This window comes from Streptomyces sp. NPDC005302 (genome assembly GCF_040607345.1).
Classification (GTDB): domain Bacteria; phylum Actinomycetota; class Actinomycetes; order Streptomycetales; family Streptomycetaceae; genus Streptomyces.
Window position 1 is genome coordinate 59,212 of record NZ_JBEXGN010000014.1, and the last position, 14,311, is coordinate 73,522.

The 14,311-nt window shown below is 72.7% G+C and carries 13 protein-coding genes and 1 pseudogene; 6 read left to right on the forward strand and 8 right to left on the reverse strand.

Annotated elements, in window-relative coordinates:
- Position 1 precedes the first annotated feature (1 nt).
- Entirely contained in the window at positions 2-604 is a 603-nt protein-coding gene (locus ABZT74_RS21460; protein ID WP_355877576.1) for an ATP-dependent Clp protease proteolytic subunit, read from the forward strand.
- Between the two features lie 27 nt (positions 605-631).
- Here the strand turns inward: ABZT74_RS21460 and ABZT74_RS21465 are convergent, their stop codons facing one another.
- Both ABZT74_RS21465 and ABZT74_RS21470 read right to left on the reverse strand, forming a co-directional pair.
- The gene (locus ABZT74_RS21465) at positions 632-1,129 is read right to left on the reverse strand and encodes a helix-turn-helix transcriptional regulator (RefSeq protein ID WP_356437202.1); all 498 of its coding nucleotides are present in this window, start codon (positions 1,127-1,129) and stop codon (positions 632-634) included.
- Between the two features lie 127 nt (positions 1,130-1,256).
- On the reverse strand, positions 1,257-2,606 hold the full coding sequence (locus ABZT74_RS21470) for a DUF6777 domain-containing protein (RefSeq protein WP_356437205.1): 1,350 nt from the start codon (positions 2,604-2,606) through the stop codon (positions 1,257-1,259).
- A 173-nt stretch (positions 2,607-2,779) separates the two neighbouring features.
- Here ABZT74_RS21470 and ABZT74_RS21475 point away from each other — a divergent pair, with 173 nt between their 5' ends.
- Positions 2,780-4,072, forward strand: coding sequence for a streptophobe family protein (locus tag ABZT74_RS21475; protein WP_356437208.1), 1,293 nt, complete (start codon positions 2,780-2,782; stop codon positions 4,070-4,072).
- A gap of 53 nt (positions 4,073-4,125) precedes the next feature.
- Here the strand turns inward: ABZT74_RS21475 and ABZT74_RS21480 are convergent, their stop codons facing one another.
- The 4 genes and pseudogenes from ABZT74_RS21480 to ABZT74_RS21495 form a co-directional block, all read right to left on the reverse strand.
- Positions 4,126-5,133, reverse strand: a complete 1,008-nt coding sequence (locus ABZT74_RS21480) for a serine/threonine-protein kinase (RefSeq protein ID WP_356174553.1) — start codon at positions 5,131-5,133, stop codon at positions 4,126-4,128.
- A 493-nt stretch (positions 5,134-5,626) separates the two neighbouring features.
- Positions 5,627-6,100: pseudogene (locus ABZT74_RS21485) on the reverse strand (hypothetical protein); the annotation flags it as partial.
- A 6-nt stretch (positions 6,101-6,106) separates the two neighbouring features.
- Complete coding sequence (locus tag ABZT74_RS21490) at positions 6,107-8,449, reverse strand: FHA domain-containing protein (protein WP_356437210.1); 2,343 nt, start codon at positions 8,447-8,449, stop codon at positions 6,107-6,109.
- A 68-nt stretch (positions 8,450-8,517) separates the two neighbouring features.
- Positions 8,518-8,928: a hypothetical protein gene (locus tag ABZT74_RS21495; RefSeq protein WP_356174823.1), complete on the reverse strand. Its 411-nt coding sequence runs from the start codon at positions 8,926-8,928 to the stop codon at positions 8,518-8,520.
- Positions 8,929-9,296: 368 nt separating this feature from the next.
- On the opposite strand from ABZT74_RS21495, the gene ABZT74_RS21500 reads away from it, so the two are divergent.
- Positions 9,297-9,674 (forward strand): nuclear transport factor 2 family protein, encoded by a 378-nt coding sequence (locus ABZT74_RS21500; RefSeq protein ID WP_355877559.1) that lies wholly within the window; start codon positions 9,297-9,299, stop codon positions 9,672-9,674.
- 118 nt (positions 9,675-9,792) lie between these two features.
- Positions 9,793-10,080, forward strand: a complete 288-nt coding sequence (locus ABZT74_RS21505) for a DUF1905 domain-containing protein (RefSeq protein WP_355877557.1) — start codon at positions 9,793-9,795, stop codon at positions 10,078-10,080.
- Here the strand turns inward: ABZT74_RS21505 and ABZT74_RS21510 are convergent.
- A complete protein-coding gene (locus tag ABZT74_RS21510; protein WP_356437213.1) occupies positions 10,070-11,029 on the reverse strand; it encodes an AraC family transcriptional regulator in 960 nt (319 codons plus the stop codon). The genes ABZT74_RS21505 and ABZT74_RS21510 overlap by 11 nt on opposite strands.
- A gap of 109 nt (positions 11,030-11,138) precedes the next feature.
- Between ABZT74_RS21510 and ABZT74_RS21515 the strand changes: the two genes are divergently transcribed.
- The gene (locus ABZT74_RS21515) at positions 11,139-12,128 is read left to right on the forward strand and encodes an oxidoreductase (protein WP_356437216.1); all 990 of its coding nucleotides are present in this window, start codon (positions 11,139-11,141) and stop codon (positions 12,126-12,128) included.
- Positions 12,129-12,199: 71 nt separating this feature from the next.
- On the opposite strand, the gene mgrA is transcribed toward ABZT74_RS21515, so the two are convergent.
- Entirely contained in the window at positions 12,200-13,192 is a 993-nt protein-coding gene (mgrA, locus tag ABZT74_RS21520) for an L-glyceraldehyde 3-phosphate reductase (protein WP_356174565.1), read from the reverse strand.
- 182 nt (positions 13,193-13,374) lie between these two features.
- Here mgrA and ABZT74_RS21525 point away from each other — a divergent pair, with 182 nt between their 5' ends.
- Entirely contained in the window at positions 13,375-14,268 is an 894-nt protein-coding gene (locus ABZT74_RS21525; protein ID WP_356437219.1) for a LysR family transcriptional regulator, read from the forward strand.
- Positions 14,269-14,311: the final 43 nt, after the last annotated feature.

Here is a 14,311-nt window from a genome sequence, read left to right on the forward strand (position 1 = left end):
CATGGGGACGTACACGATTCCGAACGTCGTCGAGCGGACCCCGCAGGGCGAGCGCTCGTACGACGTGTTCAGCCGGCTGCTGTCCGAGCGGATCATCTTTCTCGGCACGGAGATCGACGACGGCGTCGCCAACGTCGTCATCGCGCAACTCCTCCATCTGGAGTCGTCGAGCCCGGAGAGCGAGATCGCCCTCTACATCAACTCACCGGGCGGCTCGTTCACTTCGCTCATGGCGATCTACGACACGATGACGTTCGTGCAGGCACCGATCTCCACGTTCTGTGTCGGGCAGGCCGCCTCGACCGCCGCGGTGCTGCTGGCCGGAGGCGACCCCGGACGACGGTTCGTGCTGGAGCACGCGCGCGTCCTGCTGGGTCAGCCGGCGAGCGGCGGGCGTCAGGGCACGGTGTCCGACCTCAGCCTCCAGGCCAAGGAGATGCTCCGGATCCGCTCGCAGGTCGAGGAGGTCCTGGCACGCCACACGCATCACGACCCCGCCACCCTGCGCGCGGACATGGACCGCGACAAGTTCTTCACCGCGCACGAGGCGGTGGAGTACGGGCTCGCGGACGAGGTGCTGAGTCGCCGGCTCGCCCTGGTCTGACCCCGGGCCGCCCCGGGGCCGTGGACGTCAGGCGGCCATGCACATGCCGTCGTAGCGGGAGGTCGGGGCGGAGCGGCCCCGGCCGGACACGGCTCCGGGCGCCGGATGGCGGGTCAGCTCCCGCTGGGCCAGCGACAGCAGGTCGGTGAGGCCGAGACCGAGGGCGCGCGCGGCGGCGGCGAGGACCTCGGAGGAGGCCTCCTTGCGGCCGCGCTCCAGCTCCGAGAGATAGGGCATGGAGATGCGGGCCGCGTCGGCCACGTCCTTGAGCGTGCGCTCCTGCGCCAGCCGCTCACGGCGCAGGACGTCGCCGACGAGGTCGCGCCAGAGCGGCTCCTTGGCCGGCGGCACCGCCGGGACGGGCCGCGGCGCGTGGAGCGGCCAGGGCTCCCGCGGTGTCCGCGCCGGGGCGTCGGCCGTGGCCGGATGGCGGGAGGCCTCCGCGGCTCCGGCCGGTTTCGTCGTCCTGGCCGGAGCCGGACGCAGCGGGATGACGCGGGCTTCGTTCGGCACGTGGTCGCTCACCCCTCCAGCCTAGGAGCGCCGGGACGTACGGGAAGGCATCGGCGTTGCGCTCTCGGTGAATCCGGCGGCGGGGGTCGGATCTTGCGGGGACGTACGAGCCGTTCGGGGCGCCGGGGCGGGCCGTCGCTCAGAGTTCCAGGGGGGTGCCCGACGCCTTCGGCGCACCGCCGCTCGTGACGGAGGACGAGAGGTCCGAGGAGGCCGAGGACGAGTGGGTCGTCAGGTCGTCGGAGGCCGATCCGGACGCCGGGGCGGACTCCGACGCAGTGGAGGGCGGCGCGCTGGACGGGGTCTTCGGGGCCTCCGAGGACGGGGACGACGAAGGCGTCGAGGGCGACGAACTGCCGGGCGACGCGGACGACGGGGACGAGGACGTCGACTCGCTCACCGACGGGGAGGGGCTCTCCGGCGGACGGGTCTTCTCGTCGCGGTGCGTGTCGGCGCCCTTGTGCCGGGCGATCCACTCGTTGCTCTCGGGGTCGAAGATGACGAACACGTTGATGACCGTCTTCGAGGGCGCGACGACCACGACGTTCTGCGGCCGGTAGCCCGGCCAGGTGTCACCGGTCGTCTTCGGCGTGCCCTTCTGCGGAACCGGCGCGAGGAGCGGGTTGCCGCACGCGCAGCGCACCCGGGGCACCCCGTGCGCGTCCACGAGGACGGCCGTCCCGGCCTGGAGGACGGCCTGATAGCTGGTGGGGGCGCCGGCGCGGTAACCGTGGTTGGTGACGCGGGTGTCCATCCGCAGCTGCACCGGCGTCAGGGAGCGCAGGTACGCGGGGACCGCGGACGGCTGGATGCCCTCCACGGAGGCGAACGCCTTGTTCTTCGCCGGGTCCGCCCCGAGGGCGCTGATCTGCTTCTCCACGTCGCAGCTCGCGACGTTGCGGGTACCGCCGTAGAGGCCGGGCGCCGAACCGCTCACGGCACGGGTCACGTTGGCGGGCTCCGAGGAGCCCGAGGCGGTCGGGGTCTGCGGTTCGGTGGAACTGTCCTTGGCGGTCGACTCGGTGAACGGGTCGGGCCCCGTCTTGTCCGCGGCCTGCAGGAAGACCTCACTGCCGGCGTTCTCGGTCTTCCCGGTTCCCCCGCCGCCACTGCCGCCGTCGCTGCCGGTGAAGACGATGCCGAGGATCACCGCCGCCGCGACGACGCCGGTGATGAGCGCGACGCGCGGCGCCGACTTCCACCAGGGCCGGTTGGGCCCGCCGCCCTTGCCGTCCGGCCCGGGCGATCCGTCGCCGGGTCCGGACGGACCGCCCGGGCCGCCGGCTCCCGAGTCGCCCGACCCGGGACCGCCGGATCCGGGACCGCCGGATCCGCCGCCCGCGCCGGAGGCACCGCTGGGCGGTCCGGACGGCGGGGTGCCGCTGGGCCGAGTGGGTGTCGGCTCTGAGGGACCTGGCTGCGAGGGGCCCGACAGCGGCCCCGAAGGCGGGCCGGTGGGGCGGCCGGAGGACGGCGGTTCGACGCTCACGAGCTCCTCTTCCCGGTGGAGGGGGCGCCGCGGCACCGAGGCGATAGGCACCGTTGTGCGCCGACTTGTTCCACGACGAACCCATTGTGTGCTCCGGTCCGGCGGCACCCGCAAGCTGACGCGGTCGGCCCTCCCGAGGGGCGGAGCGTGCCACGGCTGCTTAGCGTGGCACCGTGAGCCACCAGACGCCGTCCGAGCAGCCAGTCGACCGCAGAGCCGCGCGTCCGGCCGCCCGACACGGATGGCTCCAGGCCCTCGTGGCCGTGCTGGCGTGTCTGATCGCCATGGGGGTGGTCGCCGCGCTCGGGCTGTGGGCGTCCGGCGCCACCGACCTTCCCGACAACGCCTACCCGCGGGTGATCGCGGCCACGGTGGTGACCGCGGTCGGCGGCACCATCACGTTCACCGGAGACGCCGGGGCGATCGCCGACACCAAGGCCGGTCTGACGGTGATTCCGCTGTCGGTGACCCTGGTCGGAGCACTCGTCCTCGCGGCGGGATTCCTGCGGCCGCTGCGGCACCGCGCCGTCGCCGGAACGACCGAACTCGCCGGATGGGCCGGGCGGATCGCCCTCCTGTGGGTGCTCGCCCTGGTCGGCCTCGCCCTCGCGGCCCGCCAGGACTTCACCGTGTCCCTCGGCGACGGCACCATCGGAGCGATCGGCGACCTGTTCGGCGCGACACCGAAAGTGGGCTTCAAGACGGAGACGGGTCCGACCATCGGGTTCGGGCTGCTGTGGCTGGTGGGCGTGTTCGTGATCGCCCTGCTCGTCTCGCGCGGCGCTCCGCTGCCCGCGCGCCTGCTGCGCTTCCAGGAGTCGGTGCGCCCGGCCGCGTACGCCATGGTCGTCCTGCTGCTCACCTGTGTCGGTATCGGCGTGGTCGTCGGACTGGTGGTCGCGGCGACCCGCGGTCATGTGTCCGAGACGTTCGCCGTGCTGCTCCTCGGTCTGCCCAACCTCGTCTGGCTCGCGTTCACCATCGGGCTGGGCGCCACCTGGAACGGGCGCGTGGACGGGCCGTTCGGGCTGCCGATGCCGCGACTGCTCGACGAGGTGCTGCGCACCCCGGACGTCTCCACGCTCAACCTGCACAGCCTGGCCGAGCACGACGGCCGGGTCTGGTGGCTGGTGGCGGTCGACGCGGTGCTGCTGCTCGGCGCGGCCGTCCTGATGGCGGCCCGCTCACCGGCCCGGATCCGCGCCTGGCAGCACGCGGTCCATCTGGCGGTCGCGCTGGCGCTCACCGTCCTCATGATCTGTCTCGTCGGCCGACTGTCGGCGCACTACGGCCTGTCGATCCTCGGCCTCGGTGACATCGGCGGCGGCCTGAGCGGGGAGATCTTCCTGAAGCCCCAGGTGTGGGGCGCCCTCGGGTTCGCCGTTCTGTGGGGGCTCGTCGCCGGATTCCTCGGCGCGCTCCTGGCCAGGCGGGTCCGCCGCAGGGGTGAGGTCGCGCCCCGCTGAGACCGGCGCGGGTGGCGGCGCCGGCTTCGCTCCGCCGTACGGGTGGCGGTCTGTCAGGAGTGGAACACCGGCCTGGCCCAGTCCGGCGGTTCCGGAGGCGGCCCCGGCGGTCCGCCCGTGGAAGGGGCCCCGGTGCGCGCACGCGGCCTCGCGCCGTCACCGGTCGCCCCGCCGTGCGCGGCGATCCGCAGCGCGCTCACGAAGCCGAGACAGGAGTCGTACCGGTCGTCCGGGCTCTTGGCCAGCGCCTTCGCGAGGACGGCGTCGATCGCGTCCGGGATGTCGGGGCGCTTCGTGGTCAGGGCCGGCGGCTGGTCGTACTGGTGGGCCCACAGCAGCGCCATGTCGTCGTCCCGCTGGAACGGCGGCCGGCCGGCCATCGTCTCGTAGACGACGCAACCGAGGCTGTAGACGTCGCAGCGGCCGTCGACGGGCTTCCCGGAGATCTGCTCCGGCGCCACGTAGTCGAGTGTGCCGACGAACTGGCCCACACTGGTGAACCCGGTCAGCGACAGCGACTTCTTCGTCAGCCCGAAGTCCGTGAGGTAGACGTGCTCGGGGTGGTCGCTGTCGGTGCCCTGGGCGACCAGGATGTTGCCCGGTTTCACGTCCCGGTGGACGAGTCCGTGGTCGTGGGCCGCGTCGAGCGCCGAGGCGACCTGGAGTGCGATCCGGGCGGCCACCGTCACGGACAACGGCCCCTCGCGGTCGAGGAGATGACGCAGGTCGCGGCCCGCGACGTAGCGCATGGCGATGTACAGGACGCCGTCCGTCTCCCCCGCCTCGAAGACCGGCACGATGTGCGGATGGTCGATGGCCGCGGCGACGCGCGACTCGTGCGTGAACCGGCCGCGGAAGGTGTCGTTGCGGGCGAGTTCGGGGGCGAGGAGCTTGAGGGCGACGGTGCGGTCCAGACGCAGGTCCTTGGCCTGGTAGACGACGGCCATCCCGCCGCGGCCGATCTCCCGCTCGATGCGGTAGTCCGCGATGCGCCGTCCGATCAGGTCGGACGGCCGTCCCGCGAACGGGCTGGTCTCGCGCCGGGACCCCTCGTCCTCCATCAGCCGTCACCGCCCGTGCGCCCGGCGGCGGCCATCAGGGCCGCCCCCGGTCGTCGTCGAAGGTGACGACGCGGGTGGGTTCGTGTCCGCCCGGTGCGGCATCGGGCACCGCCCGGGTCTCCTCCTCCTCACGTTCGCGGGCCCGGCGCCGCTCCCGGTCCGCGGCCGGCTCCCGTTCCCCGTCCGCGACCGGCTCGCGCGCGGAGTCCCGGCCCGCGACCTGCTCCCGCTCCTGCTCTCGTTCCCGCTCCCGCCCGGAATCCCGGCCCACGACCTCGGTCTCCCGGCCCGCGTCCTGCCTTCGGCCGGGCTCCTCGCCCGCGACCTGCTCCCGCTCACGTTCCTGGCCCTGCTTCTGTTCCCGCTCCCGCTCCCGCTCGGGCGCCTTGGCCCGGGGCGGCCGCTCGTCCCCGACCGGGCCCCGCACCTGCTCGGGCCGCTGAGGCTCCGGCGCCGGCGCCGCCGACTGGGGCGGCGACGTGGTCGGGGTGCGTTCGGCCGCGAACGTGCTCAGCCGTGCCCCGTCGCAGAACACCCACCGCTCGTGCCCGGCGTCGTACAGCCACATCGACTCGCCGTCGACGACGACACCGATCCGCCGCCCCTGTGTCCGGGCTCGGAAGGCCTCGCCGTCGGCCTGTCCGGACGCCAGCTCCTCGGCGACCTTTCGGTACTCGGTGAGCGCTTCCTCCACGCGCGCCAGCAGCGGGCGCGGGTCGGCCGTGCGGGCGGGCGGTCCGGTCGCGGCGGGCGGCACCTGCGGTACGCCGATGAGCAGCCGGCCGTCGACCCAGGCGGACCATCCGTTCGCGCAGACGACCCTCCCCCAGTCGCCGAGCCGGTCGACGAGCTGGACGGGAAGCAGCGCGTCGAGCGGGACGGTGGGCCGGGAGGTGTCCGGCGTCTCCCAGGCGGGCAGCCCGTCCTGCGGCACGACATGCGTGGGGCGGAAGGCGGGGCTCGTCATCGGCGCCTACTTCCGCATGACGGCGGGCTCGCGCCGCCGCAGCAGTCGGAGGACCAGGTAGCCGAAGACGACGGAGAGCACGATCAACATGCCCATGTTGAGCAGCCAGACGCCCGTCGAGTGCTTGAACAGCGGGTCGCCGGTCAACTCGCCGGGGACGATACGGGAGAGGCCGATGGTCCCGGCCATGGCTCCCAGGGCCCATCGCGAGGGCACCAGCCAGGCCAACTGCTCGATGCCGGGCACCCCGTGCAGTTTCAGGAGCGCTCCGCAGAACACCACCTGGACGATGGCGAGCAGCACCAGCAGCGGCATCGTCACCTCCTCCTTGCGCACCAGGGCGGAGACGAGGAGTCCCAGCATCATGGCGGTGAAGGCGAGCAGGGCCACGGCCAGGGTGATCTCCACGAGCGGGGGCATCAGGACCCCTTCACCGCCGGGCGCGTTGAGGTCGACGCCGAACAGTCCGACCAGGGTGAGCACGACGGCCTGGAGCACGGTGATGGTGCCGAGGACGACGACCTTGGACATCAGGTACGCCGATCTGGACAGGCCGACAGCCCGTTCTCGCTGGTAGATGACGCGTTCCTTGACCAGTTCGCGTACGGCGTTGGCCGCGCCGGTGAGGACTCCGCCGACGCACAGGATGAGCAGCGCGTTCATCGCCGTCTCCTGGGTCAGCTTGCCGCCGGCCAGGGCGCGCGCCATCGCGCCCATCACGAAGGGCAGCGCGATCATGATGGCGAGGAACGTCCGGTCGGCGCCGAGCGCCGCGGCGTAGCGGCGGACCAGGGTGCGCAGTTGGGAGCCCCAGCTCTGGGCCTTGGGGGGCGGCCCGACCGCGGCTCCGCCGGTGTCCTCCGTGCGGCGCGGCTGCGAGCTGGAGTTGTCGATGTACTGGCTGTGGAACGGCGAGTCCTGGTACTCCGTCGCCCAGTCCCGGTCCGTGTCGCGCTCGAAGGCCTCGAAGGCCTCGGGCCACTGCCGGTAGCCGAAGAAGGCGAGGGTGTCGTCGGGCGGGCCGTAGTAGGCGACCTTGCCCCCGGGCGCGAGCACCAGGAGACGGTCGCAGACGTCGAGGCTCAGCACGCTGTGGGTGACGACGATGACCGTGCGGCCGTCGTCGGCGAGCCCGCGCAGCATGTGCATCACCGAGCGGTCCATGCCCGGGTCGAGTCCGGAGGTCGGCTCGTCGAGGAAGAGCAGCGACGGCTTGGTCAGCAGTTCCAGGGCGACGCTGACGCGCTTGCGCTGGCCGCCCGAGAGACTGTGGATGGGCTGGTCCACCCGCTGTTCCAGGCCCAGTTCGCCGATCACCTCGTCGACCCTCGCCCGGCGTTCGGCCTTGGCCGTGTCCTGCGGGAAGCGCAGTTCGGCGGCATAGCCGAGAGCACGTCGGACGGTCAGCTGGCCGTGCAGGATGTCGTCCTGCGGGACGAGGCCGATGCGCTGGCGGAGTTCGGCGTAGTCGCGGTAGAGGTCGCGGCCGTCGTAGAGGACGGTGCCGTGGTCGGCGGGCCGCTGACCCGTGAGCGCGTTCAGGAGGGTCGACTTGCCCGCCCCGCTCGGGCCGACGACCGCAAGGAGGCATTTCTCGCCGACGGGAAACGACACCTGGTCCAGGAGCGTCTTGCGGCCCCGGTCCACCTCGACGGAGAGGTCCTGCACGTCGAGGGAGACCTCACCGCTGTCGACGTACTCCTGCAACTCGTCGCCGACGAGACAGAACGCGGAGTGTCCTATGCCCACGATGTCACCCGGAGTGACCGGGGCGCGGGCTATGGGCTGCCCGTTGAGGAAGGTGCCGTTGTGACTGCCGAGGTCGACGATCTCGTACGTCCCGTCGGGGCTCGCCAGCAGCTCGGCGTGGTGCCGGGAGACGATCAGGTCGTCGACGACCAGGTCGTTGTCGCCGCCGCGGCCGATCCGGACCGTGCGGGACGGCAGGGGCCGCACCGTCGTGGGCTGCCGGAAGGTGCCGGTGGCGGCGGGTACGGAGACGGCGGAAGGGCGTTCGGCGACGGGCGGCGGCCGGCCCACGAGGACGGCGCGCGGGCCGTCGGCGGGACTGCCGAAGCGGATGACACTGCCTGGTCCGACGCCCCATTCGTGGATGCGCCGGCCGTCGGCGTACGTGCCGTTCGTACTGTTCTCGTCCTCCAGCGTCCAGTGGCCGGAGTCGGGGCGCAGCACGGCGTGGTGCCACGAGACCCGGACGTCGTCGATCACGACCTCGCAGAGGGGATCGCGGCCTACGTGGTAGTCGTGGCCCGGACTCATGACCGTCGAGCCCGTCTCGGTTTCGAGGACGAGCTGGGGTGCGATCGCCGCGACGGACCTCTCTGCCATGCCTGAATTCTAGCTATTCGCCCACGTATGCGCCTGATCTGCGCGGGCCGACGGAACCCCGCCGGACGTCAGGCGGCGGAAACACCGAGCGCCGAGGCGGTGCGGTGCATGCGCAGCGCGTCCACCGACTCGGCGAGCAGTTCGTACTCGGTGGTGTCGTCGCTGGTGGAGACGCGGACGAGTTTCCCGGCCGCCAACTCCTCCGCCACCAGCTCCTGTTGGGATGTGTCGCCGCACCAGGCGCGCAGCATGGTGGGGACGTCGGGGACGCTTTCCCCCACCGGCGCGATCGAGTTGGGCGGAAACGTGGGGTCCTCGGGCTGCGGGTCGAGCCGCTCCGCCATCCAGGCCGCCCGGTCCCGCATCCACCACAGGGCGAGGGCCAGCGTGGGAGCGCGATAGGTGCCGAGGGGTACGCCGACGCGCTGACCTCCGCACACTCCGTACGCGGTGACGTGGCACAGGAATTCGTCGTGCACGATCGTTCCCCCATAGGCGTCGCTCGTCGCCGGTCCGGCCTCGCTTTCAGTGCGGCTCATGTGCAGTGCACCGTGAGGGTGCAAGGGCGTGGCTGAATCGCCCTGTTAATTGAGTATCGCCACTACTGACACTCTGTCACCATGTGATTCCAGCCAGTCTCTTGGCATATTCAGCGCGGCTCTTGGCCGAAAGGGCATCGGCACTCTTCCGGTGCGCTCGGCGGCCGGCGGCCGGGCCATTACCCGCGGGGTAATCGACGCTCCGGGCGGCGCCCGGCAGGGTGGTCGCAACGCGTCCCGGAGCGGCACGAAGGCCCGGGACGCGGATCCCGACCATGGATACGTCCCCCGATGGAGGCTGGTTCACCATGTCCGCGAACTCCGACCGCTACGAGACCGCCGTCACCCGCTACCTGGAGGCCTGGAACACCGGCGAGCCCGACGCGCTGGCCAAGGCGGTCGCCGCCGCCTGGACCGCGGACGGCCGTTACACCGACCCGCTCGCCGACGTCAGCGGGCACGAGCAGATCGCGGCCGTGATCGCCGCCGCGCACGAGCAGTTCCCAGGATTCGCGTTCCGGCTGCTCGGCACAGTCGACGGACACCACGACACGGCGCGCTTCGGCTGGGAACTGGTCGCCGAGGCGGACGGCTCGGCACCCGTCGCCGGCTTCGACGTCGTGGTCCTGGACGCCGAGGACCGGATCCGCAGCGTGCACGGTTTCCTGGACCGCGTACCGGCCTGAGCCGCCGTGCGGCTGCTCGGCGGCCCGGGGGGCGGCGGGGGCGGCGCGGCTTCCCGCGATGAGTTCTCGCCGCTCCGGTGGTCTCTTGTAGAGGGGACCACCGAACCGGGAGGACCACATGAGCACGGTGAGCAAGCTCGACGCGGAGTTCACGGCGGTGCTGCGCAAGAGCCCCGAGGCCGGCGGCTGGACCTATGTCGTCTGGCCCGAGTCCGTGACGTTCTTCGGGACCCGCGGACTGGTCAAGGTCGTCGGCACGGTCGACGGGACGCCGTTTCGCAGTTCGTTCATGGCACTCGGCGACGGCACCCACAAGCTGCCGGTCAAGGCCGAGGTGCGCAGGGCGATCGGGAAGGAGGAGGGCGACACCGTGACCGTACGCCTGGAGGAGCGGCTCACCGCGTAGCCGCCGGGACCACGGTGTCCGTGCCCGTGACGGCCGCGCGGGCCGCGTCCCGGTACCGGCGCGGGGCGACGCCGGTGGTGCGCTTGAAGGCGTTGCTGAAGGCGCTCTCGGAGGTGTAGCCGACCTGCTGGGCGAGCGCCGCGACGGGCGTGCCACCCTGCCGCAGGGCGCGTGCGGCCAGACTCATCCGCCAGTTCAGCAGGTAGGTCAGGGGCGGCACCCCGACGGCGGCCTTGAAGCGCAGGGCGAAGGTGGTCCGGGACATCGTCGCCGCCCGGGCGAGTTCCTCCAGCTGCCAGGGGCGTCCCGGATCGGCGTGCAGCAGACGCAGGGCCGGGGCGAGGCCGTCGTCGGCAAGTCCGCGCAGCCAGCCCGCCGGCAGATCCGGCGTGCCGTCGAGGCAGACCCGCAGCACCTGGACGAGGACGAGCTGGGCCAGCTGGTCCGCGGCGAAGTCGGCGCCCGCCCGGCCCGCCGTCATCTCCACGAGGAGCTGCCCGATCAGCCAGCTCAGGACAGGTGCCTCGGCCGCCGAGGCCCGCAGCCGCATCAGCGGTGGCAGGGCCGCGCGCAGCAGGTCGCCGCTGTCCCGGCTCAGGTCGATGTGGCCGGAGACGGCGACGAAGTCGTCCCCGTCGCCCAGGTGTGCCATGCGGCTGCCGGGATCCACGGCCACGTCGGCCGACCGCACCGGCTCCAGTCCGGCATCGCTGCACAGGACGTACGAGCGCCGTCCGTCGGTGACGACGACGTCACCCGCCTCGATCCGCAGAACCTCGCCGCCGTCCTCGGCGACCAGCAGGCAGCCGCCGCGGACCACCGCGTTGATCTTGAGCTTGTCCCGTCCCCTCAGCCGGACGGACCAGTCGCCTCCGGCCGTGAACCCGCCGGAGAACACACAGCGCGCGTCGGCCACGGCCAGGGCGTCGGAGAGGGGATCGGCAGACATACCTGAACTATCGCGCAAGTATCACGGACTCTCAAGCATTCATCGTCCCGATCGACGGATCTACGGTGGACGGGACAGCTCAGGGAGCGCCCACGCGAGGAGACATCCCATGACCACCGCACAACAGCCCCTGCACTCCGGTTTCGGCCCCGCCTCCACCGCCGAGGAGGTCGCCGCGGGCGTCGACCTGACCGGCCGGACCGCGATCGTCACCGGCGGGTACTCCGGCATCGGCCTGGAGACGGTCCGCGTCCTGCGTGCCGCGGGGGCCGAGGTCGTCGTACCGGCCCGCGACCCCGCGCGGGCCGCCGCCGCGCTGGACGGGATCGACGGGGTCGAGGTCGCGGCGATGGACCTGATCGACCCGGCGTCGGTGGACGCCTTCGCGGAGGGGTTCCTGGAGTCCGGACGGCCCCTGCACCTGCTCGTGGCGAGCGCCGGCATCATGGCGACGCCGCTGACCCGGGACGCCCGGGGGTACGAGGCGCAGTTCGCGACCAACCACCTGGGCCACTTCCAGCTGGTGTCCCGGCTGTGGCCGGCGCTGCTCGCCGCCGACGGCGCCCGCGTGGTCGTGGTGTCCTCGCGCGGCCACCGCTTCTCCCCCGTCGACCTCGACGACCCGAACTTCGAGCACACCCCGTACGAGCCGTTCCTCGCGTACGGCAGGTCGAAGAGCGCCAACGCCCTGTTCGCCGTCGAGCTGGACCGGCGGGGCCGGGCGGAGGGCGTACGGGCCTTCTCTGTGCACCCGGGCACCATCGTCGACACGGGCCTGGCGAAGCACCTCTCCGAGGACGCGCTCCGGGCGGCCGGAGCCGTCGAGGAGGACGGCACGCCCGTACGGGACACCGCCCGGCAGCTGAAGACGGTCCCGCAGGGCGCGGCGACCGGCGTGTGGTGCGCGACCAGTCCCCTGCTGGACGGGCTGGGCGGGGTCTACTGCGAGAACTGCGACATCAGCCCGCTCGTACCGGCGGAGGACCGGGACGGCTGGCTCGGGGACGAGAAGGCGCCGGCCGGCGTCCTCGCGTACGCGGTCGACCCGGAGAAGGCCGCCCGGCTCTGGGATCTCAGCGAGCGCATGACGGCCCACTGACCCCGAGGGCCCGACGGCCCGGCACCCGGCCGGACCGCGGGCCGGGCGCGGCCCGTCGGCCGGCCCCGGCGCTACTGCTTGACCACCTCGTCGATCCGGGCCAGCTCGTCGGCACCGAACTCCAGGTTGCCGATGGCCGCGACGCTGTCCTCCAGCTGCCGCGGGCTGCTCGCGCCGATCAGGGCCGAGGTCACCCGGCCGCCGCGCAGCACCCAGGCGAGAGCCAGCTGCGCCAGCGACTGGCCACGCGAGGCGGCGATCTCGTTCAGGGTGCGCAGCCGCCCGACCAGCTCCTCGGTGACCGTGTCCGCGCTCAGGAACGGGCTGTCGCTCGCGGCGCGGGAGTCCTCGGGGATGCCGTCGAGGTAGCGGCCGGTGAGCAGCCCCTGCTCCAGCGGCGAGTAGGCGATGGACCCCACCCGCAGTTCGTCGAGCGTGTCCAGCAGGCCCTCGTCCTCGGGACGCCGGTCGAGCATCGAATAGCGCGGCTGGTGGATGAGCAGGGGGGTGCCCAGCTCGGCCAGGATGCGGGCGGCCTCCCGGGTCTGCTCGGCCGAGTAGTTGGAGACGCCGACGTACAGCGCCTTGCCCTGCTGGACCGCCGAGTGCAGCGCGCCCATCGTCTCCTCCAGGGGAGTCTCCGGGTCCGGGCGGTGCGAGTAGAAGATGTCGACGTAGTCCAGGCCGAGGCGGCCGAGGCTCTGGTCGAGCGAGGACAGCACGTACTTGCGCGAGCCCCATTCGCCGTACGGGCCCGGCCACATCAGGTAGCCGGCCTTCGTGGAGACGACCAGCTCGTCGCGGTGGTGCGCGAAGTCGGCCTTCAGAGCGTCGCCGAGGGCGGACTCGGCGGCTCCGGGCGGCGGCCCGTAGTTGTTCGCCAGGTCGAAGTGGGTGACGCCCAGGTCGAAGGCGCGGCGCAGGATCGCGCGCTGGGTCTCCGCCGGCCGGTCCGGGCCGAAGTTGTGCCACAGGCCGAGCGACAGCGCTGGGAGCTTCAGACCGCTGCGTCCGGTGCGCCGGTAGGGCATGTCCGCGTAACGGTCGGGGTCGGGGGTGTACAACGCGTACTCCTGGGGGCCGGGGAAAACAGGTCTCCACTCTCGCGTGCCGCCCGGGCATCGGTCCAACGGGAGGATCGGATGGGATTGAGCGCTCCCGTCGCTCAATCCCGTCCGGCTCACACCCGGGGGCCGGTCCGGATCGGTCCGGGACCGCGGCGCCCGGCCGTCTACCCTTGGGCCCCATGGAACTGCGCCACCTACAGCACTTCGTCGCCGTCGCCGAGGACCAGCACTTCACCCGGGCGGCCGAGCGGCTGATGGTGTCGCAGTCCGGCCTGTCGTCGTCGATCCGCGCGCTGGAGCGCGAGCTCCAGGCACCCCTGTTCGTCCGCACCACCCGCCGGGTCACCCTCACGGAGGCCGGGCGGGCCCTGCTCGTCGAGGCGGAGCGGATACTCGCCCAGGTCCGCTCGGCGCACGACGCCGTGGCCGCCGTGCAGGGTGTCCTGCGCGGCACGCTCTCCCTGGGCACCGAGCAGTGCATCGCGGGCGTGCACTGCGCCACGCTGCTCGCGGCGTTCCGGCGCCGGCACCCGGACGTCGAGATCCGGCTCCGTCAGGCGGGTTCCGAGGCGCTGGCCGAGGAGGTCGCGGCGGGCCGCCTCGACCTGGCGTTCGCGGTGCGGACCCGGGCCGACTCCGACCAGCTGCGGTCCGTGCCGCTGACGAGCGAGCCGATGACCGTGCTGTGCCACCCGGAGCACGGGCTCGCGACCGCCGCCGTGGTGACGCCCGAGGAACTGGGCGGGGAGGACTTCGTGGACTTCCACCCCGACTGGGGCCCGCGGCGCACCACGGACGCGGCGTTCGCGGCGGCCGGTGTGCAGCGGACGGTGGCCCTGGAGGTCAACGACGTGCACAGCCTCCTGGAACTCGTCCACGAGGGCCTCGGCATCGCCGTCGTACCACGCCACTTCGGCCTCAAGCGCGAGGCCGACGGCCTCACGGCCCTGCCCTTCAAGGGCGCGTCGGATACGTCGTACGAGACCGTCGCCCTGCTCCCGCCGCCCGAGGCCACGAGCCCCGCCGCCCGCGCCCTCATGGCACTTCTCGACACCCCCGGACAGGGGGGCTGACACCACCCCGGTCCGGGGCCCAGCACTCCTGACCCGCCGCTGC